24 protein-coding genes are annotated in these 24,689 nt (G+C 64.3%); 4 read left to right on the top strand and 20 right to left on the bottom strand.

The genetic code is table 11. The features are described 5' to 3' along the window. Positions 1–5 precede the first annotated feature (5 nt). From AKN83_RS05120 to AKN83_RS05180, 13 genes are all read right to left on the bottom strand, one after another. Complete coding sequence (locus AKN83_RS05120; RefSeq protein ID WP_050400171.1) at positions 6–1,658, bottom strand: type II and III secretion system protein family protein; 1,653 nt, start codon at positions 1,656–1,658, stop codon at positions 6–8. 412 nt (positions 1,659–2,070) lie between these two features. Beyond that, positions 2,071–2,487: a TadE family protein gene (locus AKN83_RS05125; RefSeq protein ID WP_244521892.1), complete on the bottom strand. Its 417-nt coding sequence runs from the start codon at positions 2,485–2,487 to the stop codon at positions 2,071–2,073. Beyond that, positions 2,487–3,851, bottom strand: coding sequence for a pilus assembly protein TadG-related protein (locus tag AKN83_RS05130; protein WP_050400168.1), 1,365 nt, complete (start codon positions 3,849–3,851; stop codon positions 2,487–2,489). The genes AKN83_RS05125 and AKN83_RS05130 overlap by 1 nt, the downstream gene beginning before the upstream one ends. A 9-nt stretch (positions 3,852–3,860) precedes the next feature. Next, positions 3,861–4,307, bottom strand: coding sequence for a hypothetical protein (locus tag AKN83_RS05135; protein WP_050400167.1), 447 nt, complete (start codon positions 4,305–4,307; stop codon positions 3,861–3,863). Between the two features lie 27 nt (positions 4,308–4,334). Beyond that, on the bottom strand, positions 4,335–4,973 hold the full coding sequence (locus tag AKN83_RS05140) for a methyltransferase family protein (RefSeq protein WP_050400165.1): 639 nt from the start codon (positions 4,971–4,973) through the stop codon (positions 4,335–4,337). A gap of 18 nt (positions 4,974–4,991) precedes the next feature. Then, complete coding sequence (locus AKN83_RS05145) at positions 4,992–5,900, bottom strand: type II secretion system F family protein (protein ID WP_050400164.1); 909 nt, start codon at positions 5,898–5,900, stop codon at positions 4,992–4,994. Beyond that, positions 5,897–6,823, bottom strand: a complete 927-nt coding sequence (locus AKN83_RS05150; RefSeq protein WP_050400162.1) for a type II secretion system F family protein — start codon at positions 6,821–6,823, stop codon at positions 5,897–5,899. Before AKN83_RS05150 ends, AKN83_RS05145 begins: the two co-directional genes overlap by 4 nt. Beyond that, positions 6,823–8,070: a TadA family conjugal transfer-associated ATPase gene (locus tag AKN83_RS05155; RefSeq protein WP_430641503.1), complete on the bottom strand. Its 1,248-nt coding sequence runs from the start codon at positions 8,068–8,070 to the stop codon at positions 6,823–6,825. The genes AKN83_RS05150 and AKN83_RS05155 overlap by 1 nt, the downstream gene beginning before the upstream one ends. A 194-nt stretch (positions 8,071–8,264) precedes the next feature. After that, complete coding sequence (locus AKN83_RS05160; RefSeq protein ID WP_244521893.1) at positions 8,265–9,467, bottom strand: CpaE/TadZ family protein; 1,203 nt, start codon at positions 9,465–9,467, stop codon at positions 8,265–8,267. Beyond that, positions 9,464–10,432: a Flp pilus assembly protein CpaB gene (cpaB, locus tag AKN83_RS05165; RefSeq protein WP_050400160.1), complete on the bottom strand. Its 969-nt coding sequence runs from the start codon at positions 10,430–10,432 to the stop codon at positions 9,464–9,466. Before cpaB ends, AKN83_RS05160 begins: the two co-directional genes overlap by 4 nt. Before the next feature lies 1 nt (position 10,433). Beyond that, a complete protein-coding gene (locus AKN83_RS05170) occupies positions 10,434–10,973 on the bottom strand; it encodes a prepilin peptidase (protein WP_157113217.1) in 540 nt (179 codons plus the stop codon). Positions 10,974–11,010: 37 nt separating this feature from the next. Further along, positions 11,011–11,226 (bottom strand): hypothetical protein, encoded by a 216-nt coding sequence (locus AKN83_RS05175; protein WP_050400156.1) that lies wholly within the window; start codon positions 11,224–11,226, stop codon positions 11,011–11,013. 90 nt (positions 11,227–11,316) lie between these two features. Continuing rightward, positions 11,317–11,532 carry a hypothetical protein gene (locus AKN83_RS05180; protein WP_050400155.1) on the bottom strand — a complete coding sequence of 72 codons (216 nt, stop codon included), beginning with the start codon at positions 11,530–11,532 and terminating at the stop codon, positions 11,317–11,319. A 992-nt stretch (positions 11,533–12,524) separates the two neighbouring features. On the opposite strand from AKN83_RS05180, the gene AKN83_RS05185 reads away from it, so the two are divergent. Further along, the gene (locus tag AKN83_RS05185) at positions 12,525–13,247 is read left to right on the top strand and encodes a LabA-like NYN domain-containing protein (RefSeq protein WP_430641491.1); all 723 of its coding nucleotides are present in this window, start codon (positions 12,525–12,527) and stop codon (positions 13,245–13,247) included. 52 nt (positions 13,248–13,299) lie between these two features. On the opposite strand, the gene AKN83_RS05190 is transcribed toward AKN83_RS05185, so the two are convergent. From AKN83_RS05190 to AKN83_RS05205, 4 genes are read right to left on the bottom strand one after another with little or no spacing between them, the layout of a single operon-like run. After that, positions 13,300–14,070 (bottom strand): SDR family NAD(P)-dependent oxidoreductase, encoded by a 771-nt coding sequence (locus AKN83_RS05190; protein WP_050400152.1) that lies wholly within the window; start codon positions 14,068–14,070, stop codon positions 13,300–13,302. Between the two features lie 53 nt (positions 14,071–14,123). Further along, positions 14,124–14,921 (bottom strand): SDR family oxidoreductase, encoded by a 798-nt coding sequence (locus tag AKN83_RS05195; RefSeq protein ID WP_050400149.1) that lies wholly within the window; start codon positions 14,919–14,921, stop codon positions 14,124–14,126. Then, positions 14,921–16,309, bottom strand: a complete 1,389-nt coding sequence (locus AKN83_RS05200) for a transaminase (RefSeq protein WP_050400147.1) — start codon at positions 16,307–16,309, stop codon at positions 14,921–14,923. The genes AKN83_RS05195 and AKN83_RS05200 overlap by 1 nt, the downstream gene beginning before the upstream one ends. Next, a complete protein-coding gene (locus tag AKN83_RS05205) occupies positions 16,306–17,790 on the bottom strand; it encodes an aldehyde dehydrogenase (RefSeq protein WP_050400145.1) in 1,485 nt (494 codons plus the stop codon). Before AKN83_RS05205 ends, AKN83_RS05200 begins: the two co-directional genes overlap by 4 nt. Positions 17,791–18,009: 219 nt before the next feature. On the opposite strand from AKN83_RS05205, the gene AKN83_RS05210 reads away from it, so the two are divergent. Genes AKN83_RS05210 through AKN83_RS05220 form a run of 3 tightly spaced genes read left to right on the top strand, consistent with a single transcriptional unit; the run spans position 18,010 to position 21,297 of the window. Further along, positions 18,010–19,272 (top strand): Tm-1-like ATP-binding domain-containing protein, encoded by a 1,263-nt coding sequence (locus AKN83_RS05210; RefSeq protein ID WP_050400287.1) that lies wholly within the window; start codon positions 18,010–18,012, stop codon positions 19,270–19,272. Continuing rightward, positions 19,269–19,934, top strand: a complete 666-nt coding sequence (locus AKN83_RS05215; RefSeq protein ID WP_050400144.1) for an HAD-IA family hydrolase — start codon at positions 19,269–19,271, stop codon at positions 19,932–19,934. Before AKN83_RS05210 ends, AKN83_RS05215 begins: the two co-directional genes overlap by 4 nt. Before the next feature lie 10 nt (positions 19,935–19,944). Continuing rightward, positions 19,945–21,297: an aminotransferase class III-fold pyridoxal phosphate-dependent enzyme gene (locus AKN83_RS05220; RefSeq protein ID WP_050400143.1), complete on the top strand. Its 1,353-nt coding sequence runs from the start codon at positions 19,945–19,947 to the stop codon at positions 21,295–21,297. On the opposite strand, the gene AKN83_RS05225 is transcribed toward AKN83_RS05220, so the two are convergent. The 3 genes from AKN83_RS05225 to AKN83_RS05235 form a co-directional block, all read right to left on the bottom strand. Then, entirely contained in the window at positions 21,283–21,591 is a 309-nt protein-coding gene (locus AKN83_RS05225) for a hypothetical protein (RefSeq protein WP_050400142.1), read from the bottom strand. The genes AKN83_RS05220 and AKN83_RS05225 overlap by 15 nt on opposite strands. After that, a complete protein-coding gene (locus AKN83_RS05230) occupies positions 21,588–23,600 on the bottom strand; it encodes a copper amine oxidase (protein ID WP_157113218.1) in 2,013 nt (670 codons plus the stop codon). The genes AKN83_RS05225 and AKN83_RS05230 overlap by 4 nt, the downstream gene beginning before the upstream one ends. 65 nt (positions 23,601–23,665) lie before the next feature. Continuing rightward, entirely contained in the window at positions 23,666–24,685 is a 1,020-nt protein-coding gene (locus AKN83_RS05235) for a branched-chain amino acid ABC transporter permease (protein WP_244521894.1), read from the bottom strand. Positions 24,686–24,689 lie beyond the last annotated feature (4 nt).

Below are 24,689 nucleotides of genomic sequence, written 5' to 3' on the forward strand. Positions count from 1 at the left end.
CTCCTCTAGTTCAGGGTTTTCACGACCGGCTGGTTTGCAGCGGCAGCCGGGAGCGGAACCGGTGCGACCGCATTGGGCGCGATGATGTGGCCGTAAGGCCCTTTCACCTCGCCGCCGGAATTGACGTAGTCGTCGTAGCGCTTGCGAACTTCCATCTGGCCATTGAGGAAGAAATCGACGTCGTTGGCCGGCAGGCGCGAGTCGAGCGGCGATGCCAGTTGCTGGCCGGGCGCCGCCGGCGCGACGAGACGCGGCGTCACGATAATGACCAGGTCGGTTTCCTCCTGCTGGTACGACTTGCTGCTGAACAAGGTTCCGAGCACCGGCACCGAGCCGATCCAGGGTAGCTGCGAAACGTCTTGCCGGTTGCGGGTCTGCAGCAAACCGGCAATCGCAAAGCTCTGGCCGTCGCGCAATTCGACCGTCGTGCGCGCGTCGCGGCGGGTCAGTGCGGGAACGGTGGTACCTTGGATCGTGATCGCATTGGCGAAATCAAGCTCGCTGACTGAGGGCTCGACGCGGAGGTTGATCACGCCGCGTGACAGCACGGTGGGTACGAAGGCCAGTTCGACGCCGAACTTCTTGTAGTCGATCGTGATGGTCGGAAAGCCATTCGTCGATTGGCTCGGGACCGGCACCGGAAACTCGCCGCCTGCCAGGAAGCGAGCGGCGTCGCCGGACAGTGCGATCAGGTTCGGCTCGGCGAGCCGGCGAAGAACCCCCTTGGTCTCCAGCGCATTGATCATCAGATCGAGCGTATTGCCATTATTGAGTTTCAATACGCTTGTGAGCAGGGTCCCGTAGGGAACGGCACCGCCGGCCAGGGTGGCAGCGGTACCGATCAACGGGAGGCCTCCGGGGGTCGGCACATAGCCGTTGCTCACCGGATCCTTGATCGGCGTGCCCGACGAGTCGGCCTGAATGCGCCCGGCTGAGGTGATCGCGCCACCCGGACCGTTTGGACCGAGGCCGGTATTGAATCCGCGTGATCCGCTGGCGTTCCCGCCGTAAAGATTGACTCCGAGATCGCGACCTGCGGACCGGGCGACTTCCAGGAATCGGACTTCGAGCATCACCTGCTGTGGCGCTGCAACGCTCATCGCGTTGACGACGACGCCGCCATCGGGAATGCTGCCCTTGGCAATCGTGAGCGCCTTCTCCGCAGCGACCGCATCGGTTGCCATGCCGCTCAGCACCACCTGGCCTTCGGATGCGGACACGCGGATGCCGCGCGTGCCGGTGCCGGCCTGGATGTTCTGCTGCAGATTTCCGATATCGAACGTCACCTCGACATCGAGAATACCGATCTGCTTCATCGAGCTGTCGAACAGGATGACGTTGGTGGTGCCGGTCTTCTTGCCTTGCACGTAGACGAGATGGTCGCTCAGCGACTTCACGTCGGCGATATCGGGCGAGCCGGCGACGATCGTCGAAAATGCAGTATCGACCCTGAAGGTGCGCGACTTGTTGACGGTCACCTTGACGCGCTGGACGTCGCTCATCTCGCTGACGAAGACGCCGCTGGACTGCGCAGCCCGCCGGTCCGCGGCGCTTGCAGATTCGGTGGAATGAAACAGGGCGATCGCAGTGCCGAACGCCATCGCGCTCAAGGCGACCAGCCCAAGTCCCGCATCAAACGAAACGCGACTTCCCATCATGCCAATCCCCTTCGTCGCGTCTCCGCGACGACCCCCGTAAATCTACGGCCTCGACGTCCCGATCACTCCCGTTAGCGCACCCACGCCGTAGAGCTTACAGTCTGTCCGACTACAAATAGTTACTTGCGAATTTCCATTCCCCGGCGCGCTGATCCGAAGCAAAAGCGCACCTCGCCCCAGACGCCAGGCCGCTAATGGCGGCTTGAAGATCATCCTCCGCTACGCCTCTTGATTGCAAGGAAAGAGCCCCGGCGGGCTGCGGCAATCCCTGAAAAAACTGTCCAATGTTGCCAGCGCGCACCACTTCCATGACCCACGCGAGCGGTCATGACCCCGCCTTGCAGCAGAGGCTGACCTGCCGGCTCTCGAACCCGAAGCATCCACCCACTCAGGATCAACGAATCGAGGCTCCTCAGAACGGAATCTTGGTCGTCACGCTCGGCGCGTTGAGCGTGGTGCCCCAGACCGGCATCAGCATCTTGAAGTTGGGCGAAGATGCCGTCACGACGAGCGGACTGCTTGTCGTCGCCGGGACGTTGAGCGTCGGCGAGAGGCCGCCATTGAACAGGAAGGGCGCAACGGCCTGTTTTGCCGCCGTCGTCGGCAGCGGATCCCCGCTGCAGCCGGTCGGCTGATTCTTCTGGATGACCGCGTTGGTGTAGCAATTGATCATCACCGCCCGGGCGCCGGCATTGGCGAGCGAGCGCAGCGACTGCAGCGTGATCGCGTAGCGTCCGAGATCGAAGATCGCGAAGATCAAAGTAAAAAGCGGCACGACGACGAGGCAGAACTGAACCGCAGCCACACCGCGCTGATCGAGCCTCCGCATCACTGCACCAACTGCACGTATTGGGGAGTCGAGGGCACCGAAGTAGACGGACACCCGCTCCCGTCGAGCGTCGCGTTGCCGTTGAAGGCGATCGAGGCAGCTATCAATTCACCACAACTGCTTCCGTTGCTCAGGGTGAGCGTCGGATTGCCTTGAAAGGTCACCGCCGCATTCGGAAAGTACATCGCCCCCGTCAAGTTGATGTTGCTCTTTCCACCAATGGTCACGGCCGTGCTGCTCAGATCATACATCGACATGTCAGCGAACAAGTATGCGTAGGGTTGCAGTACACTTGGAAGCTGCGAATTGCTTACCGATGAGTTGGCAGTGATATTGATGGTGCCTGTACCTTTCGTATCGAAACTTGCGCCGGGCAATAAAATGAACAGTGCTGAGCCCACATTGTTGGCAGCACACGCTGGCGTCGTGCTCGTCGTGCCCGTCTGGATCATCGAATTGCCCTTCAGGCTTATCGTGCCGGTGATGAAGTAGACGCCGGAACCGCACAAGGTGATTACGGTGTTTCCCGTCAGGCTGATCGTGTTCGCGCACTGGTTTGCTGTGACCGTTGAGCTGTAGGCGACCAGATTGTTACCATTTCCACAAGAAGGGAGCGTCGGCAGCGTCACGCTGTCCAACGCAGAGAACGGATTGGTGACCGGCGGCATATAGGTGTACGCGGTGTTGCAGAATGACGAGGCGCCCGTACAGCCGCCCGCGGCCGAGAGCGAACCGAGATTGATGGTCATCCCGCCGCCGGTGAAGTCGAGTGCGTTGCTGGCGGTGTCGTTCGAAGCCATGCCGCAATTGGGCGCATTGATGTTCGGGCTGCCCTGGAAGCCGATCGTGCCCGTCAGCGCCAGGGCGCATGGCGGCTTGTTCGCACCCTGCACCTTGGCAACGGCCATCGCGCCGATGGTGACGGTGGAAAGCCCGAGCATCTTCGCCAGATACGTCGGCTGCGTCTGGCTGACCTTTGCCTGAACGTAGGTTCCGGCTGTTCCGCCCCATGACGTGAGCGATGCAATCTGGACGCTCTGCGAGATACCACTCGGAAGGCTCGTTGGACATTTCGAGCCAGGATAGGATGTGTCGCCCGAATTGCAGAACGTGTTCTGCGCAGCGAACTGCTTGCCGCGATAGTCCACGGTATTCGACACGGAGCAGGAAGACGGGGCTTTCAGGCAGGCCGCTTGCAGACCGCCCGAATAGGCGGCGGCATCGGCAGCATTCTGCGCCCGCTGCTGGGTGACGTACCAGGACCCCGCCTCGCCTCCGAGCGCGAGCACGCCGATCAGGGGGATCATCGCGACCGTGGTGGCGAATCCGACCGATCCTCGGCGGCAACGGAGCACGTTACGCATGGCACACTCCTATTGAAACCGTTCGGTATAAGGCAACGTGAACGAGCAGGTATTGGTATTGCCGCTGGTGCACAACATCGTCTTCAGCACCATCGGCTTCAGAGTCACCGTCGTGCTGTACGAATAGTACTTCGGCGATGCAGTGTTGGTGCCCGAACACACGGCATTGCTGTCGCCACAAATGAGCTGGATGCTCGTAATCGGGTAACGGGAATCGGCCTTGGCGAGCGCGGCGGTCGCCCAGCTCGACGAATTCGTCACATCGGGCGGCGGCGAATACTGGATGGACTGCCCGAACGCACGCAGCGCGTCCCACGCCGATGCATATTGGTAGCCGGCGGCGGCGAGGTCGGCGAGCGGCAGAAAAACGATCATGAGCAGGAAAAGGTAGACGATCGGCATCTCCAACGCGACCGCGCCGCGCTGATCCGCGATCAGAGACCGCCTGAGGCTCACACGATTTTCCCTGCGAGGCATGGCCAATCACCAGACATAGGGGATCAATCTCCAGCGCGACGCCTCGTAGCTGGAGTATTCGGGAAGGTTGCGCCGAAGCACGTCCTCCTCATAGAGAATCCGGCAGACCTGGATGCCGATGTGCAGGATCAGCAAGGCCACGGTCACGAAGCTCAGGTGCTGCAGCACGACCCCGAGGAAAACGATCTCCTCCGAGAGATAGAGCGGATGCTTGATCCACCGGTACGGACCGGTCTGCACCACCGAACGCGCCTGCGGCACCAGACTGAACGATCGTCCGAGATGCCGGATGGTGACGAGGATCATGATCATGCCGGTCAGCACGCAGAGCGTTGACGCGAGGTTCGGCACCGCCCCTTCGGTCTTGGCGAAGAACGTGATCGTCCACGGCCAATAGGTGCCGACGAATGCGGCTATCCTCGGCAACAGGCCTTCGGCGTGTGCCTTGGCAGGCGCCCGGGTCAGAACCAGAACCGCCAGCATCAGGTAGAACACGGCGAGGCAAAGGCTCGACACGAGGGATGGCCACGGCTCGCCTGCCGACGCCCCGAGCTTGAACGTCACGGTCAGTCCCAGAAGAAGGAACCAGGCGCTGCCCAGGACCCGGGTGATCCGATCGTAAGCCGGGCCAGCCGGCAGTGTCATTGTCCTTGCACTCATCGCCTAATGACCGATGTTGGAGAATGTACGCATGAGGTGGAGGAACGGGCTCGCGCCCAGAATGATGAACATCGCCGGCAGCATGAACAGCACCATCGGGACGGTGAGCTTGGCGCCCAGCTTGTGCGCGCGCTCTTCCAGCTTGGTGATGCGCTCCCGGCGCAAGTCGGTTGCGATGCTGCGCAGCGCCTGGCTCAACGGCGTGCCGTATTGCAGGCTTTGGCTCACCATGGTGCCAAAACGACGGAGCCCCTCCGACGTGGACGCAAGCTTCTCGAATGCGTCGGCGCGGTTCGGCAGGATTCGGAGATCATCAAGAAGGCCATGCAGTACATGAGCGATCGCGGGATTGGTCTGCCGCATCTCGTCCGCCACGCGTTCCAGCGCGCTCTCCAGGCCCATGCCTGCCTCGCTGCAGACGACCAGCAGGTCGATCGTATCGGGCGTTCCAAGCCGGATCGCCGCATCGAAGCGCCGCTTCAGCACCGACAGGATCAGACGTGGGCCCACGATTCCAAACGCCACGCCAAGCAGCGTATAGATCATCGTGTCGCTGAACGGGCTTCCGATAATCTCCGCGACGGAGAAGGCTGCGATCGGAAGCATGAACATGCTGACCGTCTTGAAACCGATCCAGATCGGCAGCACGCGATAGTGATTGAACCCTGCCGATTGCAGGACCATCCGCAACTGGTCGAGGTTTTCCTGACCATAGAAGCGCCTGTAGCGCATGCCGAGCGACGAAAGCCAGCCGATCAAATCCCTTGACGAGGTCGTTTGGTCGGGAATGCCCAGCACCGCGTTCGAAACACGGGTGTTCAAGGCGCGCAGGTGCACCTCCCGGATGATCATCAGGAAGGTCGCAGCCGCGGTCATGACGGCAAGGGATGCAAGGGCGAGACCGACCGTCATAGCGCCGTCTCCCTTCTGACCATCCAGCGGATCACGAAATGCCCCATCAGGACCGAACACGCCGCATAGGCGAGCAGCACGTTTCCTTCGGGATCGAACAACAGCAGATCGATCGACTGCGGATTGATCCAATAGAGCAACCCGCCGACGATCAGCGGCGCGAATGTGAGAGCGCGCGAGGAGAAGATGACCTCTCCCGCCAACGCTTTCGCGCGAGCCGCCAGTGCAACCCGCTGGCTCACCGTCTCGCCCAGCGTCTGCAGCGTTTCCGCCAGACTGCCGCCGGTCTTCAGCTGCACCGCAAGCGTTACGGCAAACATCGCATATTCCGGCACTCGCGTTCGCTGATAGATCTCTTCCACGGCCTCCTCAGGCGACCTGCCCATATTCAGTTCGTTACAGACGATGGCAAATTGGCCGGATGTCGGTTGCGGCATCTCGCGGGCGATGGTGCGGAATGCTTCGTTGACTGGCAGCCCCGACCGCACGGTACTCGTCACCAGCTGGACCGCGTCGGGAAGTTGCTGGAAGAGTCGGTTTGCGAAGTTACGCTGCTGCCATCCGAACAGGCCGCGCACGACCAGGATGGCGACGACCGCCGCCGCAATAGCCGCTCGATAGCCGGGGAATTTCAGCACCTCGTTGAGGTAGAGGACACCGGCCGCTGCCATTCCTCCTGCAAGCAGCACGTAGACCGGGCGCACGACGTACACCATCTCGGGGCGATAATTGGTGAGGCGATTGAGCAGATTCCAACGCGAAGCCTTGGCCGCGCGGCGGATCGACACCAGGGCTGCCGCTTCAGCCGCCGGCAAGGCACTCTCGAGCCGGCGGTCCAAGCGCCGCTGGCGCGCGTCGAGCCACAGCGTATTGACCGTGGCACACAGCAGAAGCACCAGAACGATGACCAGGGGCGTCGACATCAGATCTGCCTCATCGCTTCGGCCCAGGCTCGCTCGAGCCCGTAATAGACGAGCCGGCTCTTGAATTTCGGAACCGCGTTGGTGGACCTGTAGGTGCCCGATATCCGCCCGTGAACGTCCTCATCCTTGTACTCGAACAGCGCAATGTCATTGGTGGTGATCACTTCGCCCTCGAGGCCGATCACCTCGCTGACCTGCACGATGCGGCGCTGGCCGTCCCGCATGCGTTCGACCTGAACGATGAGGTCCAGCGCTGCGACGATCTGCGCACGGATCGCGCGCGACGGCAGATTGACTTGTCCCATCTGCACCATGTTCTCGATGCGGGTCAGGGCATCGCGCGTGCTGTTCGCATGCACGGTGGAGATCGATCCGTCATGACCGGTGTTCATCGCCTGCAGCATGTCGAATGCCTCGGCGCCACGCACCTCGCCCACGACGATGCGGTCCGGCCGCATGCGCAGCGCATTCCAGAGCAGGTCACGCTGGGTCACCTGCCCCGTACCCTCGAGGCTCGGAGGCCGCGTCTCCAGACTGATCACGTGCGGCTGCTGCAGCTGCAACTCCGCGGCATCCTCGATCGTGACCACGCGTTCACTGTGATCGATGAACTGGCTCATCGCGTTGAGCAGCGTTGTCTTGCCGGAGCCGGTGCCGCCGGAGACCAGGACATTGAGCCGGCAGCGGGATGCGATCTCCAGAAGCTGCCCGATCGCAGGCGCCATCGAGCCGTTCTCGATCATTCCGGCGATGTTCAGGCGCCTGCTCGGGAATTTTCGGATCGAGATGCAGGGGCTATGCACCGAGAGGGGCGGCAAGATGATGTTGACGCGACTGCCGTCCGGGAGACGGCAATCGACCATCGGACTGGATTCGTCGACGCGCCGGCCGACCTGCGCGGCAATCTTCTGCGCGACCTGGACGATGTGGTCGTTGTCGCGAAACCGGACCGCGACCCGCTCGAGCCTGCCGCTGCGCTCGACATAGATGTTGCTCGGCCCGTTGATCATGATGTCGTTGATCGTCTCGTCGAGCAGAAGCGGACGAAGCGGCCCGTAGCCGGTCATGTCGTCCGCGATCTCCTCCGCCAGGAAGAGCTGCTCGCGGCCCGAGAGCTCCAGCCGTTCCTGGTTGGCGATACCGTGAATGATTTCCTCGATCTGCCGGCGAAGGACGTCGCGGGACACGGTCGCAGCCACCGACGGCTCGATCTGCTCGATCACGCGTTCGCGCAGCGACGACGGCATCGCCGGATGGTGCGTCACAGGCTCGTCCTGCTTCGGTGCCGATACGAACAGGCTGGACGCCGATGGCGCCACGCCCGGATCCGTCGGCGGCAAGGCCGGCGGTGCTGGCCAAACGTTTGGCGCCTCTGCCGGCGGGCTTGGCATCGCCCCGAGCATCCGCACCGGCATTTCGTCTGCGCGCCTGCCGAACTTCTTCATAGCCCGAGCCACCTCTTCCACCCCGCCTTCTTCCTGGAGCCGACACCGGTGATCTCCCGTACGATCGGAGCGAGGTGCCGCCGTAGTGCGGAGACATGCTTGAGCGCGGGAACGCCGAGGTTGACGGCCTGGGTCATTCCCTTGCCGAGGTCCGGGATGATCATGTCGGGCTCTGCGCCCAACGCCTTGACGATCGTCGCCCTGGGCAGACCGCCAGGACGATCGGCACGATTGAGCAAGGTAAAGACCCGATCCTTGCCGGCGATGTTGGTGACGGCGTTACGTAGCGCGTGCGCGTTGCGCAAGCCCGTCACTTCGGCCTCCAGCAGCACCAGCACATGACGGGACATCTGAATGACCGGATAGATCGATGCGGGGAACGGCACCGGCACATCGACAACGACGTAGTTGAACCGCTGGCGAAGCAAGCCCAGCACGTGCCGCACGCCCGCTTCGGTGATATCGAGCTTGGCATCGAGATCTTCGTCGCCCGAAATCAGGACAACCCGATCGTTCACCTCGATCGCCGCGCGCTCCAGGAACAGGGTGTCGGCCCGCATCGGATTCTCGAGCGCAATGCGGAGGCCGGGTCCAGGGCGGACACCCAGCATTACCGCGGTCTCGCCGCCCTGCAGATGCAGATCGAGCAGCGCCACCTTGGCCTTGGTGGTTTCGGCCAGTTGCAGCGCGAGGTTGATGGCGACGCTGGTCGCTCCGGCGCCGCCCTGCGCGCCACAGATCGACACCACATGCCCGCCACGGTCGTTCTGAGCGGGCGCGACCTCGCCAAGCAGCTTCGGCCGGAGCTGGTCCAGCACCATATCCCTTGTGATCGGCGTTGGGAGATACTCGGTAAGGCCGATCTCCATCAGCTCGCGATAGAAGGTGATTTCCCTGTTCTCGCCGATCAGGCACACCTTGACGTCGGGCGGGCAGACGCTGGCCAGACGCTCCAGTTCGGTAAAGGGATCGTCGATCCCGCTGATGTCGGTCACCAACGCCGACAGATCGGTGTCGGTCTCGAGCATGCGCGTCGCATGACGGATGGTGCCACGCCGGATGACTAAATTGCTGCCGTCGAGCCCCTTGCGCAGGGCTGCGGCGCTCAGCTCGTCGTTGACGAAGCAGACGATGCGGTTACGCGTGACAACGGACGTCGTCTCTTCGGGGGATTCCATCACTGCCATGTTCACACTCATCGACGTTTCTCCGGCCCCTTGCTCGCGTCACCCACCACCGCCGTCGCCTGACGGTCGACCTCCGTCACGCCGTCGCAGCCCGCAAGGACGTCGTCGTCGATATCCTGCTTCCGGACCGAGTATTGCTTGACTTCGCTGCCGGTGTAGATCGCGACCATGGTGCTTTGGCCGGCAAGCGCGCTTTGGCGCGCCAGCTCGGGCGACACATCGCAGCTCGACGTCACACCGGTATCTGCCTTGTCCCACTGCTCGGCCGCAGCGCGGACGACGAGAGAGAGCGTTCCGAGCTGCTTTGCGACGGAGACCTTCTTGACCTGATCCGGCTTGAGCTCCAGCGATACGGTCTGCGCCGTCTTGCCCGCGACCGCGTTGGTGATGGGTCGCCCGCCTTGCGCGATCTCCTGATCGATCGCGATCACGCGCACATTGGACAGAACGGTTTCGCTCACCGCCCGCCGCGCCAGATTCGCCTTCTCGAACACCTGGGTCAGCACCACATCAACGTTGTCGCCCGGCCTGATCAAACCCGAGACGCCGGTCTCCTCGTCGACCTTGATGCTGATGGCGCGGCTGTCCGGCGCCAGAACGCTGGCGAGGAAACCGCGATCCTTGGGGCGCAGGATATCCTGCAAGGTGATGGGACTGCCGGCATCGACGAACTTGCGCACCAGAGAACCGGGAAGTCCGGCCTTGGTATCGGGCGTTTCGAGGATCGCCCCTGCAGGGACACGATCCGACGCCGCCTGGCGCACGGCGAAATCCTCATCCCGGGCCAGCGCGCCTTTCGACAGCGGACGTGTCGCGACAAAGTAACCGACCGTCGCAGGCGCGGCGGGCCGCTTTTCCGCGACCGCCTCGGCAACAACCGTGTCCTTCGACTGGTTCGCACCATAGGCAATCAGCCCGAGCGCCGTAGCCGCAAGCAACAGCACCATGATGATCGAGACGCGCAGAGCGGATGACATATCAAAATCCTTTGCTCAAAATGGTCCAGATGCCGCCGCATGCGATGGCGACGCCGTAGGGCAGCGGCGCATGTCGCACGTGACGCCAGCGCTCGACCGCGTAAACCCGGCGCACCAGCGACGATCCGGCGGGTGCCAGCCTCGGATGCGGCAGACGGCGCATCAACAGATGCACCGCGGCCAGAACGCCGCCGGCCAATGCGGTTACCGTCAGCAGCTCAATCACACCGGCCAACGGGAGACCGATCGCCAGGGCAACCAGCAACTTGACGTCGCCGCCGCCGATCATTCTGCGCTGGTAGATCACGAACAGCGCCAGGAACAGGATTGCGGCGACGATCAGCGACTGGCCGAGCTGCATCGGGCTGGCCAATTGGCCGACGATCCCAAGCAGCGCGAGCGCCAGGCAAATTTCGTTTCGGATCAACCGTGTCGCGATATCGATCGTTGCGACATAGAACAACAATGCGATTTCCAGACACGAGGTCGTGGACGCAATCCAACTCATGAAAATATGTGCCTCAGAAGTGGTGGGGGGCATAAAATGATGCCCCCCTCCGAAGCGCGAACTTGCCGATTTAGGCCGAGACCGCGGTCGTAACTGCGGTTGAGATCGCGGTGATCGCAGTGCTCAACGCTTGCCCGATACCGCTGGCCGTACTCGTCCCGAATGCGGCGGCGACCGCGGCGACGACACAGGCGGCCACGATCACGTACTCGAACGACACGACGCCGTCCCTGTCCGTGCGCAGACGCAGCAGCACGTCTCTTGCCTTGATGCAATGATGCAACATGGAGCGAGCCTCCTCCTACCTTGCCGACACCTCAATCCTGTTGACGACCGTTGGCAGAGAAAATTCTGCCAACGCCGTCAATGATCGGATTTAGGCCGAGACAGCGGTGGTGAGAGCGGTGCTGATGCTGGTGATTGCGGTGCTCAGCGCCTTGCCGATACCGGACGAAGTGCTGGTACCGAACGCAGCCGCGACCGCGGCGACGACGCAGGCGGCGACGATCACGTATTCGAACGACACGACGCCGTCCTTGTCCGAGGCAAGACGCTTGACGGATTCCGAGGTCTGGATGAAGAGCTTCAGCATAGGAAAAAATCCCTTTTACGATGAATTTTACTTACGATTAATTTACGCAACTGGTTGGGGGCAAAATCCGCCAACTAAGATTTGCTTATAATCAGCCGAAAGAAAGCTGTCACCCGGTAATCCCTTGTTAACCCTACTGGCCTAGCGGCCAACACCCCTTTCCGAGCACGCCGCGCCGAAGCGCTGCGCATGAAATCCCTTAAATTATAGGAGATTTGGCATCTCACGACATTTCAATATGGCGCCCCCGTGTGAATACGGTGGCAGTCTCAGGAGCGCGCCAACGGGCAAGTTGCCGCGAAACCGACGTCCGGAATGACGGCCTCGTGTCAGGAGCAGGTCCGCGGAATCCCGCCGAGCCGGCCACAGTTCTCCGGGTGGGTTCGACGCAACTGGTCGACCGCCGGCATCGACTTGCCCGCCTCGGCCGGCGCGGCCGATAGCCTGCTGCGCTCGCCATCGAGGAGCTCTTGCCGCGCTCACGGCAAGCTCCCAACGCGAGCCTACCTGCCTCCTGCCGGTACGGACATCACACCGAGCAGCGGGTCGATCGCGACGGTTCGTATGAGGACGAGAGCATTGTCGAGGCGGCGCAGCAAACACAGCGCTGCGGATCCGCGCCCATCAGCAATCCACCCGGGGAAGCAAGGCCATCCCTCCGGCGACACTCGCAACGGCAAATCCGGTATCTGCAAAAAAGTGGTATCTCGAAATATCGCTATCGGCACAAAATGGCGCCGGTGCACCCGATTGATTTTGGATGTAGTTATGCTGGTGACGCAGTAGTCGCCTCTGGCGCAGCGGTGCGGCAGTTCGCCGACGCCGCCGCGCGGTGCGGCACTGCGCGGAGCGCCGCTCGCCCGATGAGTTCGAAACGCAACCGCGAGGGAATCCTCCGTCGCCGAATACACCGATGTGCGGCGCGGACGTAAGCGGCAGCATTCTTCTCGACGGCGACCGTTTCATCTCTATGCGGCGAGCCGGCGCCATGCTTGGACCTGGCCTTATCAATAGGCGCACGATCACTATGGCACCCGCCGCGATCGAAAATTCCGCTTCATCCCCGCCGAGTCCTTGCTCTAGGATCAGATATTTCAATCGAGCGCCTGGCATGCGCTCGAAAAGATTTTCAGGACCAATGCGTACTGCGACTGATCCGGGCCTCATGGGGACTTGAGATGACCGATCGTATTGCCCTTTTCATCGATGGTGCGAATCTGCACACGACGGTCAAGAATCTCGGCTTCGAGGTCGACTTCCGGCGATTGCTCCTGGAGTTCAGCAAGCATGGGCAAATCGTCCGCGCCTATTTCTACACGGTGGTGAGGGACGACGACGAGTTCAGCAGCCTTCGGCCGCTGGTGGATTGGCTCGATTACAACGGATATGCGGTGAGGAGAAAGGCTGCCAGGCAGCACGACGACGGCGAGGGCCGGAGGCGAATGAAGCGCAGCATCGGCATCGAGCTTGCGGTCGACGCAATGGAGATCGCGCCCCGCATCGATCATGCGTTCGTGTTCTCCGGCGACGGCGACCTGCGAGCCGTTGTTGAGGCCGTCAGGCGCAAGGGCGTGCGTGTCACCGTCGTTTCCAGCATTCGAACGAAACCTCCGATGATCGCCGATGAGCTTCGCAGACACGCCGATGCCTTCGTCGAACTCGAGAGCCTCAAGCCATCGATCGAGCGTCCAGCGCATCCGATCGCGCCGGAGTGACGTTGCGGGCGACTTTCGTCGTCGCCGGCCGGGATCGGCTCGAGACGAGGTCCTATACCGCGCGATTCTGCGTCGGCGAGCGGCCGCCGCCATCGGCGACCAGCACCGCACCGGTGACGAAGGACGCCTCGCCGGAGGCCAGGAACAGGCAGCATGCCGCGATCTCGGCGGGCTCGGCCATCCGGCCCAGCGCGATCCGCCGTTCGACGCTACGAAACTCGGCATCGGCCGTGGTGCCGTTCTGGTCCGCGAGCAACTGCATTTCATAGGCGCTCATCGGCGTCCGTACCCAGCCGGGCGCCACCGCATTGGCGCGAATGCCGTCGGCGCCGTGGGCGTAGGCCAGCGAGCGCGTATAGGCGACGACGGCCGCCTTGCTGGCGGCGTAGCTCGCGCTATCCGGGCTGGCGTTGAATGCGGCAACCGAGGCGACGTTGACGATCGCGCCGCCGCGCTGCCGGAGCAGCGGCAGCGATGCCCGGCAGACCCGCATGGTCCCCGTGAGGTTGACATCGAGCGTCCTGGCCCAGACCTCGTCCGAGACGCTGGCGGGCTGATCCGGCACGATCAGGCCGGCGGCGTTGACGACGATGTCGAGCCGCGCGCCGCAGGCGGCGACGGCATCGGCGATGTCGTCCGGACGCGTGACGTCACCCAAGACGGCCCGCCCTCCGCACTCCGCGGCGGCTGCCTGCAATTCGGCGTCACCGAGCCCGAACAGCACGACGCGCGCGCCGCTCAACGCCAGCAGCACGGCCGTGGCCCGGCCGATCCCGGTCGCTGCGCCGGTCACCAGCGCGGTTTTTCCGTCCAGCCGCGGCATCAGGGCATTATCCGGAAAAGTGGAAACCGGTTTTCCGAAGATGTCATGCTCATCTAGAGTCCCCACTGCCGTTCGACGGCAAATCCGGTCTCCGGCAGCGTCGAGCCGCCGTCGACGACGATGGTCTGCCCGGTGACGTACCTGGCCTCGGTGGATGCGAGAAAGAGCATCGCGCAGGCGATGTCGTCGGCGCTCCCCATGTGCCCCATCGGAATGAAGCGTTCGAGCTTCGGCTTGTTCTCCGGCGCGCTCATGGTGCCGCGGCCGGGCTTCTCGATGAAGCCGGCTTCGACGCCGTTGACGGTGATGCCGTCGCGCGCTAGCTCGAATGCGGCACCGCGAACGAACGCGTTGACGCCGGCCTTCGCCGCCGAGTAATGCGCACCGCCGCCCATCGCGACGCGCGCGGACACCGAGGAGGTCACCAGAATGCGACCGAAGCCGTTGGCGCGCATATGAGGGATTGCGGCCTGCGCCAGCCAGATGCTGGCGTTCAGGTTGAGCCCCAGCGTCTCGTCGAGCTTTGCTTCATCGAGCTGTTCAAGCGAGGCCCACGGACAACGGCCGGCATTGTGCACGACGATATCGAGCCGGCCGTGTTTGGCGGCGATGTCGTCAAGCATGGCACGCAAGCTGCCGCGATCGAGCCTGTCGAACGGGACACAATATGCGGCGCGTCCATCGGGTGCCAGTTCGCGCGCCAGTGCCTCGGCCACATCGAGCGTCCGGTTGGCGATCACCACGGTCGCGCCGGCCTGCGCAAGGCGCCTGACAATGGCTGCGCCGATCCCGCGGCCGCCGCCGGTGACGATCGCGACCCGGCCGTCGAGTTTGAACGGACGCGCCTGCATCAGATGGCTCCCGCGCCCCGCAGCAGTTCGATGAACTGCGCGAACACCGCCGTGTGCCTGTCGACGTCCCGCCCCGACGTCGCCGGACACATCAGCAGCATGCTGTGAAACGGCGTCACCAGGATGCCCTCGTTCATGTAGAACGCATGCAGCAAGGTCTCGAGATCGGGTTGCCGGCCGGCAATGAGGTCGGCGCCGCTGCGAGGCGGCTGTGGCATGAACATGATCTCGGCGCGCGCACCGATCTGGGTGACGTGCCAGGGCAGTCCGGCCGCCTCGATCAGCCGGCGCGCCTCCTGTGCGAGCCGGGTCGCGGTTCCGATCATCCGCTCGTAATTCGCTGAGGTCAGGACCTTATCCAGCACCGCGCGCATGGTGGCGACCGTCAACGCGTTGCCGGCGAGCGTGCCGCCGAAACCAAGATGCGCGGACTGTCGCTGGCGCGGATTGACGTGCGGCACGAGCTTCCAGAGCCGTTCGGCGATCTCCTCGCTGAGGCCGAACACGCCGGCTGGTATGCCACCCGCGATCGCCTTGCCGGCGACGAAGATGTCGGGCTCGAGCCCGTGGCTCCCGGTGTAGCCGCCCGGTCCGCAGGACAGCGTATGCGTCTCGTCGATGATGAGGACGATGCCGGTGCGGCGGGTCAGGTCGCGCAACGCCTCGTGAAAACCGGGATCGACCGGGATCATGCCGAAATTGGTCATCAGCGGCTCGGTCAGCACGCAGGCGACGTCGCCCTGCGCCAGCGCCGCCTCGAGCGCCGCGACATCGTTGAACTCGACCACCCGGCTCACGGCGTCATGATCGACGCCGTTGGGATGGATCATGTTGCGCAGGCCGACGCGGCCATCGCGAATCTCGACATGCGCCTCCTCGACGCCGCCATGGTAGCAGCCGGAGAACACCAGCACCTTGCGCCGGCCGGTGATCATGCGCGAGATGCGGATCGCGGCGCGGTTGGCATCAGTCGCCGATGTCGTCAAAGTCCAGTATTTCGGACCGAAGCGACGCGACAGCTCGGCGCCGACCCAGAGACTGTCCTCGGTCGGCAGCATCATGGTGGCGCCACGCTTGAGCTGATGCAGCGCGGCTTCCGTCACGGCCTCCGGCGCGTGCCCGCACATGCCGCCGGTGTCGCCGAGGCAGAAATCGACGTAGTCGCGGCCGTCGATATCCCTGATATGCGCCCCGTGCGCTTCCTCGACATAGACAGGGAAGCCGCCTGCCCAACGCCGCATCCAATGCGACGGGCCGCCATAGAGGAAATGTTGCCGGCCCTCTTGCCAGGCCGCGGCCGAGCGCGGATGCAGCGCCCGAAAGCGTTCCTGCTCGGCGTCGAGCAAGCGGTTCAAGACGCCCGCACGTTCGGCAGTTGCTGATGTCATAGCGCGATCCATGCGGTCTTGAGATCGGTATAGGCGTCCAGGGCGTGGAGCGACTTGTCGCGCCCGAAGCCGGATTGCTTGAAACCGCCGAGCGGCACCGTGATGTCGGCGCCGCCATAGGCGTTGACGTGCACGACGCCGGCCCTGATCGCGCGCACCATGCGATGCGCCGTCGACAGGCTTCCGGTCCACACCGCCGATGCAAGTCCATAGGGCGTCGCATTGGCGAGCACCGTGGCTTCTTGCTCGCCGTCGAACCGCGTGACCGTCAGCACCGGCCCAAACACTTCCTCGCGCCAGACCTCCATCGACGGCGTCACCTCGGCGAGGATCGCGGGCGCCATGAAATTGCCACCGCTCTCAGCGCGGATCTGCTCGCCGCCGATCAGCCGCTTTGCACCCTGCGCTTCCGCGCGGGCAACCGCATCGAGATTCTTGCGCAACTGAGCTTGGCTCGAAATGGCGCCGACATCCGACGTCAGTTCGAGGGGATCGCCGACACGGAGCTTGGCGGTCGCATCGAGCAGCTCATCCATAAAGCGATCGTAGACTTTCGACTGCACCAGCAGCCGCGAGCCGGCCACGCAGACCTGGCCCGAATTGCGGAAGATGCCGTTGGCCGAGACCTTGGCCGCATGCTTGATGTCGGGCACATCGGCGAATACGATGTTGGGTGACTTGCCGCCCAGCTCGAGATGGACCCGCTTCAGGTTTGAGCGTGCCGAGCATTCCAGCAGCCTGCGGCCGACTGCGCCCGAGCCGGTGAAGGCCAGCACATCGACATCCATGTGCAGCGCGAGCGCCTCGCCGGCCGATACGCCGCGGCCGGTGACGACGTTGAGCACGCCGTCCGGCAGACCTGCCTCGGTCGCGAGCTCGGCCAGCCGCAGCAGCGTCAGCGACGCCAGTTCCGGGGGCTTGACCACGACCGAATTTCCCGCGGCGAGCGCCGGACCGATCTTCCACGCCCCGATCATCAACGGGAAATTCCACGGCACGATGACGCCGACGACGCCGAGCGGCTCACGATGCACGAGCCCGAGCACGTCACCCGAGGTCGGCGCGATCTCGCCATACACCTTGTCGATCGCTTCGGCGTAGTAACGAATGGTACCAGCGGCCGACAGCGGTTCGGCCTTGTAGGCCATGCCGATCTCGGTGCCGTTGTCGCGCACGCCGAGCACCGCGATCTCGAGCGCGTGCTGCTCGATGAGTTCGGCGAGCCGCAGCAGCACCTTCTTGCGCTGCGCCGGTGCCGCGCGCGACCAGCTTCCCTGCTCGAAGGCCTGCCGCGCCTGTCTCACGGCAAGGTCGATATCGGCCGCATCGCCGTCCGCAATCGTCGTCAGCAGCGTGCCGTCGATCGGCGACACCACGTCGAGCCGTGCCTCGCCAAGCGCTTGCGCGGGCCGGCCGCCGATGAAGAGCTGCTGGGCCGGAATTGCGGCCGAACGTAACAGATCGATCTGGGCTTGCTGCATACGAGATCATTGTGAGGGTGACAAAAGCGGCTCCCGACCGGGGATCGCTGGCATGGCGCAATCCTCGCCAAATCAAGGCTTTGGCAGCAATCAACCGATAGGTGGATGTTGCCGCGGCCGGTGCCCTCATAGCGTGATCGCACGATGGCCGAACGCCCTGCCCGCTGGGTGCAGACCAACTCGTCCACATCCCCTCACGCCGCCGGCGAGCCGAAGGTCATGCCCGAGATCACGCAGCCCCGTATTCTTCTGATCGGCACTGGAGACACCAAGGCCGACGAACTGCTGTTCATGAGCGATTGCATCGCCCGCGCCGGCGGCACAACGATCATGATGGACATCAGCGTGCTCGGCGATCCGCCCTATCGGCCCGCGCACGACAAGCACGCGGTGGCGGCGGCTGCAGAGACCACGATCGCGGCGATTGCATCCAGCGGCGACGAAAACTCCGCGATGTCGCTGATGGCAATCGGCGCTGCGAATCTCGCGCGCCAGCTTGCGGCGCGCGATGCCATCGACGGCGTGATCGCGATCGGCGGCACGATGGGAACCGACCTTGCGCTCGACGTCGCGCAGGCGCTGCCGCTCGGCCTGCCGAAGCTGATCGTCTCGACCGTCGCCTTCTCGCACCTGATTCCGCCCGAGCGCGTCGCCGCCGATCTGATGATGATCCTGTGGGCCGGCGGCCTCTATGGCCTCAACGGCACCTGCACGGCCGTGCTGTCGCAGGCCTGCGGCGCGATCGTCGGCGCGGCCAGGAGCGCGATCAAGCCGAGCCGGGACCGGCCGGTCGTTGCGATCACCTCGCTCGGCAAGAGCTGCCTGCGCTACATGGTGGAGCTCAAGCCGCAACTCGAGCAACGCGGCTATGAGGTGGTGGTCTTCCACACCACCGGCATGGGCGGCCGCGCGATGGAATCGATCGCAGCCCAGGGCGGCTTTGCCGCAGTGCTGGACCTCAGCCTGCAGGAAGTGGCCAATCAGCTCACCGGCTCGGTGGTCAATTCAGGCGCCGACCGGCTGGAGAATGCCGGCAGAGCCGGCATTCCGCAGATCGTCGCGCCCGGGGCGATCGACATGGTCGACTTCCCGGCATGGCTTGGGGTTCCGAACGAGCTGGCGGATCGGCCGTTCCACGCGCACAACCGGCTGCTCGCGTCGGCAACGTCGGGAGCCGCCGATCGCCGCCGGATCGCTCACGCGATTGCGGAGAAGCTGGCCGGCGCCAGCGCACCGGTCGCCTTCGTGCTGCCTGCCGGCGGCATCCAGCAATGGGACCGCGCAGGCGAAGCCCTGCACGACCCCGAAGCCCTCGCCGCCTTTGTCGACGCGATGCGCTCGGCAGTCCAGCCGCCGGTCGAGCTGCACGAGATCAAAGACCACATCAACAGCGCGAAGTTCAATGAAACCGTGCTCGGCATCTTCGACCGTTGGGTTAAGGCCGGCATTGTCCGTCCCGGCCGCGCGACGGCTGCCGCATGAAGAGGCCGCTCGCAAAGGCGTTGGTGCTCGACTTCGGCGGTGTGATCTCGAAGACCCTGTTCGAGACCCATGATCTGACCGAGCGCGCGCTCGGGCTTGCTCCGTGCACGCTGAAATGGCTCGGACCATTCGCCCCCGACAGCGATCCGCTCTGGGCCGCGATGCAGCGCGGCGAGCTTTCCGAACGCGACTACTGGCTGACCCGCAGCCGCGAAGTCGGGCGCATGGTCGGCGAGGACTGGCGCGATATGGAGACTTTCGTGAAGCGTGCGCGCGGCGCCGATCCCGACACCGTGATCCGCCCGGAGGCCGTGCGCGCGATCACCCTCGCCGCCGATGCCGGGTTCCGGCTTGCGATCCTCTCAAACGAGCTCGACCTGTTCTACGGCGCGGATTTCCGCACCCACCTCTCCATCCTCAAGCGCTTCGACACCATCGTCGACGCGACCCATACCGGTATCCTGAAGCCCGATCCGCGCGCCTATCAAACCGTGCTGGACGAACTGGCGCTTGAGGCAGAAGATTGCGTCTTTGTCGACGACCAGCGCCGCAACATCACGGGCGCCGCGGCGTGCGACATGCGTACGGTGCTGTTCGATGTGCGCAATCCAGCCGCGTCCTACAGCGAAGCGCTGCGGCATTTCGGGCTGCAATTCCACTAAGAGAGCCAACATGCGCGACAGAAACTTCCTGGTTGAGAACAACGCCAAGCCGATCTGGCACCCGATGGCCCATCCTGCCGAGATGCGCGCGCAGCCGCCGCGGATCGTGATGAAGGGCGAAGGCGTCCACGTCACCGACATCGACGGCAAGACCGTGATCGATGCGGTCGGCGGCCTGTGGAACGTCAACCTCGGCTACAGCTGTGATCCGATCAAACAGGCGATCGCAGACCAGCTCAGCGCGCTGCCCTACTATTCTGGCTTCCGCGGCACCTCGAACGGTCCCTCCATCGAGCTCGCCTACGAGCTCACCGAATGGTTCAAGCCGGAAGGCATGGTGCGCGCCTTCTTCACGTCGGGCGGATCGGACTCGGTCGAGACCGCGCTGCGGCTTGCGCGGCAATACTGGAAGATCAAGGGCCACGCCGACCGCACCAAGTTCCTGGCGCTGAAGAAGGGCTATCACGGCACCCATTTCGGCGGCGCCTCCGTCAACGGCAACGCCAATTTCCGCCGCAACTATGAGCCGATGCTGCCCGGCGTATTTCATATCCCGGCGCCGTCGACCTATCGCAATCCCTTCAACGAGACCGATCCCGCCAGGCTCGCGCAGCTTTGCGCGGCGGCGATGGAGGAGGAGATCGCGTTCCAGGGCGGCGACACCATTGCGGCCTTCATCATGGAGCCGGCGTTAGGTGCCGGCGGCGTGATCGTGCCGCCGGACAGCTTCATGAAGCTGGCACGCGAGATCTGCGACCGTCACGGCATCCTGATGATCGCGGACGAGGTCGTCACCGGATTCGGACGCACCGGCGCGTGGTCCGGCTCGCGGCTCTGGGGCGTGAAGCCCGACATGATGACGGTGGCCAAGGCGATCACCTCAGGCTATTTCCCGCTCGGTGCGACGCTGATCGGCGAGCAGGTCGCGGAAGCCTTCGAAACGGACACCACCAATTTCGGCTCGATCGGCCATGGCTATACCTATTCGGGCCATCCGGTCGGCTGTGCCGCCGGACTTGCGGCGCTGGCCGAGACCCGCCGCCTCAAGCTCGACGAGAATGCCGCTGCACGCGGCAAGGACCTCGCACAGGCGCTGGCCGCGCTCAAGGCGAAGCATGCATTGGTTGGCGACGTCAGGGGCAAGGGCCTGATGGCCGCGCTCGAGCTGGTTGCCGATCGCGACAGCAAGAAGCCCGCGGACAAGAAGACGATGGCGAAAGTGGCAGATAGCGCCTACGAGGCCGGCGTGATGCTGCGCGTCTCCGGCAACAACCTGATCCTGTCCCCGCCCCTGATCCTCACCTCAGCCGACGTGAAGACGATCGCCGAAGGGATCGACGCCGGGCTCTCAGCGGCCGGCTGACAGCGCGCTGACGCAGGCCATGGCGCGCTCGAACGGCGCGCCGGCCGCCCTGTCATGGTCGAGGCAGTCGGCCAGCGATGCCGCCGACATTCGCTGGTCGGTGCAGAAGATCCGCATGAAGTCGGCCGCGAGCGCGAGCTTGCGCGGCGCAGATTGGCGCTCCCAGTCGCCGCTGCCCAGATAGAGCAAGGACGCATCGTCAGCGCCGCTTTCGGCCGCCGTGACCTTCTGCGCCACCAACAGCGTCAGCAGCGCGCCGGCTATCCCCCCGATGTGATGCGCGCGGCCCCTCATTTGGTGTCCCTGGCATTCACCATCGGCGGCACGTCGAGCGCGGGATTGCGGTCGAAGAAGTTGAATGGACGCAGCCGGAAGCCATGCCACAGCCCTGGCATGACCGGCCAATCCTCGGCGCGCGGCACGTGGCGGAAACCGACCGTATACCACAGCACGAGGTCGCGATCCTCGATCGGCCGTTTCGCCGCCGTCCATTTCGGTAGGCCATCGACGTCAGGGTTTTCGTTCGGATACATGCCTGCGGCGTAGCGCTCGTCCCTGGCGTAGGCCGAGGTCCACAGCGTGTAGGCGCTGAAGCCGGCGCGCAGCTGGATCGGATCGTCCTTGGCGAGCAATGACACGTCGGAGTGGCCGGGCATGATCTGGTAGCTCGTCCGGTAGCCGCGGCTGTTGGTCTTGCCCGTGCTCTCGATCCGGAACTGCGCGGCGTTCAATGGCATCGTGATGGGGCCTTCGGTCGCAACCGGCTTCGTTTCGATCTGCCAGAGGCTCTTGCGCTGGCCCTCATCCAGCCGGCGGACGCTGAAGCGGTCCTCGACCAGCCGGTTCGAGGTGCCGTCGACGTCCATGTCGATCCGAAAGGTCATGTAGTGATCGTGATTGACGGCGAGCAGCCGCTCGTCGACCAGCGTCCCGTAGGCCGTATCCTGCTTCGCCGTCGGATCGCTCAAGGTTCGGCTCGCGACCCCCTTGGTCGCATCGATGCCAAAAGCACCGAGCCGCACGTCGATGTTGCCGGCGCGGTCGAACACGTAGTCCACCAGATAGTCGTAATTGCCGACCACCGGCGCCATCCGCACCACCAGCTCATTGTTCGGCCGCACCTCGGCGGTGTTGTTGATCAGCTCGCTGTGGCGCCAGATCGGATCGCCGGTCGGGCGCTCGAAGATACAGACCGCGCCCTTGGAGACCACCGGATTGCCCTTGGTGTCCGAGATCGTCAGATCGAGAAAATGCGCACCCTCGGGGCAATCGATGCCGCGCTGCAATTCGCTGGAGAGCACGCCGAAACCGTACTCGCCGATGTCCATGTAGGCGCGGAACGACCAGGTCGGCGCCGGATCCATATAGGGCACGAACATCTCGCTCGCCGAGATCTGGTAGGCGATATCGCGGAACGTGCCGTGGTCGTCGTAGCGGATCAACGACAGCACCGCGCCGACACGCGGCTCGAGCCGGACATGGAACGACCAATTGTCCCAACGGACCTGGCCGCCCTCCACCTTGACATTGCTGCCCTCGGGCGCGGTGATCTCGATCGGCTTCGGTGGCTTGCGGTATTTTCCGGAGTCGGCATAGGCGTGCGATGGCGTCTGCGGCGGCGGCGGCACCACGCCGAGATCGGTCACCGACAGCACCGTCTTGCTCTTGAGATCGACCTGGGCGACGAGGTTCTCGATCGGCTTGCCCCAGAGATTGTTGACGGCGCCTGTGGTGTCGACGCAGGGCACGTTGAGCAGGCGGCGGCCCTTCATGGCGGGGTCGCTCACCGGACCGACCGTCAGCGGCAGACACATGACGTTGCGGAAATCGGTGATGCCGCGCTTGGCCATCGCGGCGATCCAGCGCGGGTCCTGCTTCGGCAGGTCGCCGGCCGACATCAGCTCGTCGATGGTCAGCGCGGCCTCATGGTCCCTGATTTCGTCCCAGCCGGCCAGGCTGCGCGCGGCGAGATCGATATGCGCCTCATAGAGATGTCCGCCGCTCAGCAAGGTCGCGGTCGCCCGGCGCGTGAACGGCTGGCCGGGCTTCCACGCCCGCACCTCGTCCTTGGGATCCTCGTCGACCGTCATCGAGACGACCCGCGTCGCATCGTCGAGCTTGCCGGCGCCGCGCAGGATTTCGGAGACCGAGCGGATTTCGTCCGTCGTGAGCCCATCCATCGGGTGCGTTGCGGCCGCCTGCGGCCACATCCTGCGCTCGGCCTGCGCGGGCGGCGGTGCCGTCATCGCCGCCGCAACCAGGCCGGCCAATACCCACCCGCCATGCCGGAAAATCAGAGCCATCACGCCCTCCACTCAAAGCCAGAACGACCAGAATACAAGCAATGGTGACGGCGTGAAGGCCAGCCTCATCCGGTAACCCGTTCCGACGCGCCCGGCAGGATGGTGGCCGCGGCCGGCCGTGGCGCGGCGCGGTGGACGTCGAGCAGCCGCACGCCGAGACGATCACGCAAGGCCGGCCAGATGCCGCGCGGCGCCACGATCATCACGACGACCGCAATGATGCCCAGCCCGACCAGATACCAGCCTCCGGACAGGCCGAGCGGCCCGGTCATCAGCTCACGCAGGCCGAAGAAGATGATGACGCCGAGGATTGGCCCTTCCAGCGTTCCGATACCGCCGATGATCACGATGAACATCATGTAGACCGACCAGTTGACGTCGAAGGCCGCGAGCGGCGCGATGAACAGATTGCCCATGAAGCTGAGCGCACCCGCCAGCCCGCATCCGGCCGCCGAGAGTACGAAGGCGACGAAGCGGTTATGGCGGACGTCGACGCCGACGCTCATCGCGGCAAGATCATTGTCGCGCACGCTCATCAGCCCGAGCCCGAAGCTAGAGGTCATCATCTTGTACAGCGCCGCGATCGTGACCAGCGTCAGGCCGCCGGCGAGCCAGAACATGGTCGGCTCGAACCAGTCGAAATCGATCAGCTTGCTGGTGGCGAGCGGCATGCCCGAGGTGCCGCCGACCGCCTGCGATTTCATCGTGAAGGCGCCGATGATCTCGGCGAACACCCACATCGCGATCGAGAAATAGGCGTCGCGCAACCGAAACAGCGGAAACGCGATGATCGCGGCGACCGCGCCCGCCACCAACGGCGCAACCGGCAACACCCAGATCGGCGTGACTTCGAGCCAGCCCGAGGTCAGGAACAGCGCATAGGCACCGAACGCGATGAAGACCTGATGGCCGAGCGACACCAGCCCGGCATAGCCCGCCAGCAGGTTCCACATCTGCGCCATCGTCAGCAGCAGCAGGCATTCGGTCGCGAGCCGCAGGAAGCCCTCGTTCAGCACGAAGGGCGCGCCGGCGATGACGGCGACCAGCACGATGACGCAGCCCAGGAGAATGGTTCGTGTCGGCATCGGC

This window comes from Bradyrhizobium embrapense (assembly GCF_001189235.2).
GTDB classification, from domain to species: domain Bacteria; phylum Pseudomonadota; class Alphaproteobacteria; order Rhizobiales; family Xanthobacteraceae; genus Bradyrhizobium; species Bradyrhizobium embrapense.

What these genes read in the sequence shown, in the direction of transcription:
- AKN83_RS05120 (WP_050400171.1), bottom strand. Translation starts at nt 1,658, where the DNA reads ATGATGGGAAGTCGCGTTTCGTTTGATGCGGGACTTGGGCTGGTCGCC.
- AKN83_RS05125 (WP_244521892.1), bottom strand. Translation starts at nt 2,487, where the DNA reads ATGCGGAGGCTCGATCAGCGCGGTGTGGCTGCGGTTCAGTTCTGCCTC.
- AKN83_RS05130 (WP_050400168.1), bottom strand. Translation starts at nt 3,851, where the DNA reads ATGCGTAACGTGCTCCGTTGCCGCCGAGGATCGGTCGGATTCGCCACC.
- AKN83_RS05140 (WP_050400165.1), bottom strand. Translation starts at nt 4,973, where the DNA reads ATGACACTGCCGGCTGGCCCGGCTTACGATCGGATCACCCGGGTCCTG.
- AKN83_RS05145 (WP_050400164.1), bottom strand. Translation starts at nt 5,900, where the DNA reads ATGACGGTCGGTCTCGCCCTTGCATCCCTTGCCGTCATGACCGCGGCT.
- AKN83_RS05150 (WP_050400162.1), bottom strand. Translation starts at nt 6,823, where the DNA reads ATGTCGACGCCCCTGGTCATCGTTCTGGTGCTTCTGCTGTGTGCCACG.
- AKN83_RS05155 (WP_430641503.1), bottom strand. Translation starts at nt 8,070, where the DNA reads ATGCCGTCGTCGCTGCGCGAACGCGTGATCGAGCAGATCGAGCCGTCG.
- AKN83_RS05160 (WP_244521893.1), bottom strand. Translation starts at nt 9,467, where the DNA reads ATGAGTGTGAACATGGCAGTGATGGAATCCCCCGAAGAGACGACGTCC.
- cpaB (WP_050400160.1), bottom strand. Translation starts at nt 10,432, where the DNA reads ATGTCATCCGCTCTGCGCGTCTCGATCATCATGGTGCTGTTGCTTGCG.
- AKN83_RS05170 (WP_157113217.1), bottom strand. Translation starts at nt 10,973, where the DNA reads ATGCCCCCCACCACTTCTGAGGCACATATTTTCATGAGTTGGATTGCG.
- AKN83_RS05175 (WP_050400156.1), bottom strand. Translation starts at nt 11,226, where the DNA reads ATGTTGCATCATTGCATCAAGGCAAGAGACGTGCTGCTGCGTCTGCGC.
- AKN83_RS05180 (WP_050400155.1), bottom strand. Translation starts at nt 11,532, where the DNA reads ATGCTGAAGCTCTTCATCCAGACCTCGGAATCCGTCAAGCGTCTTGCC.
- AKN83_RS05190 (WP_050400152.1), bottom strand. Translation starts at nt 14,070, where the DNA reads ATGCCGCGGCTGGACGGAAAAACCGCGCTGGTGACCGGCGCAGCGACC.
- AKN83_RS05195 (WP_050400149.1), bottom strand. Translation starts at nt 14,921, where the DNA reads ATGCAGGCGCGTCCGTTCAAACTCGACGGCCGGGTCGCGATCGTCACC.
- AKN83_RS05200 (WP_050400147.1), bottom strand. Translation starts at nt 16,309, where the DNA reads ATGACATCAGCAACTGCCGAACGTGCGGGCGTCTTGAACCGCTTGCTC.
- AKN83_RS05205 (WP_050400145.1), bottom strand. Translation starts at nt 17,790, where the DNA reads ATGCAGCAAGCCCAGATCGATCTGTTACGTTCGGCCGCAATTCCGGCC.
- AKN83_RS05210 (WP_050400287.1), top strand. Translation starts at nt 18,010, where the DNA reads ATGCCCGAGATCACGCAGCCCCGTATTCTTCTGATCGGCACTGGAGAC.
- AKN83_RS05215 (WP_050400144.1), top strand. Translation starts at nt 19,269, where the DNA reads ATGAAGAGGCCGCTCGCAAAGGCGTTGGTGCTCGACTTCGGCGGTGTG.
- AKN83_RS05220 (WP_050400143.1), top strand. Translation starts at nt 19,945, where the DNA reads ATGCGCGACAGAAACTTCCTGGTTGAGAACAACGCCAAGCCGATCTGG.
- AKN83_RS05225 (WP_050400142.1), bottom strand. Translation starts at nt 21,591, where the DNA reads ATGAGGGGCCGCGCGCATCACATCGGGGGGATAGCCGGCGCGCTGCTG.
- AKN83_RS05230 (WP_157113218.1), bottom strand. Translation starts at nt 23,600, where the DNA reads ATGGCTCTGATTTTCCGGCATGGCGGGTGGGTATTGGCCGGCCTGGTT.
- AKN83_RS05235 (WP_244521894.1), bottom strand. Translation starts at nt 24,685, where the DNA reads ATGCCGACACGAACCATTCTCCTGGGCTGCGTCATCGTGCTGGTCGCC.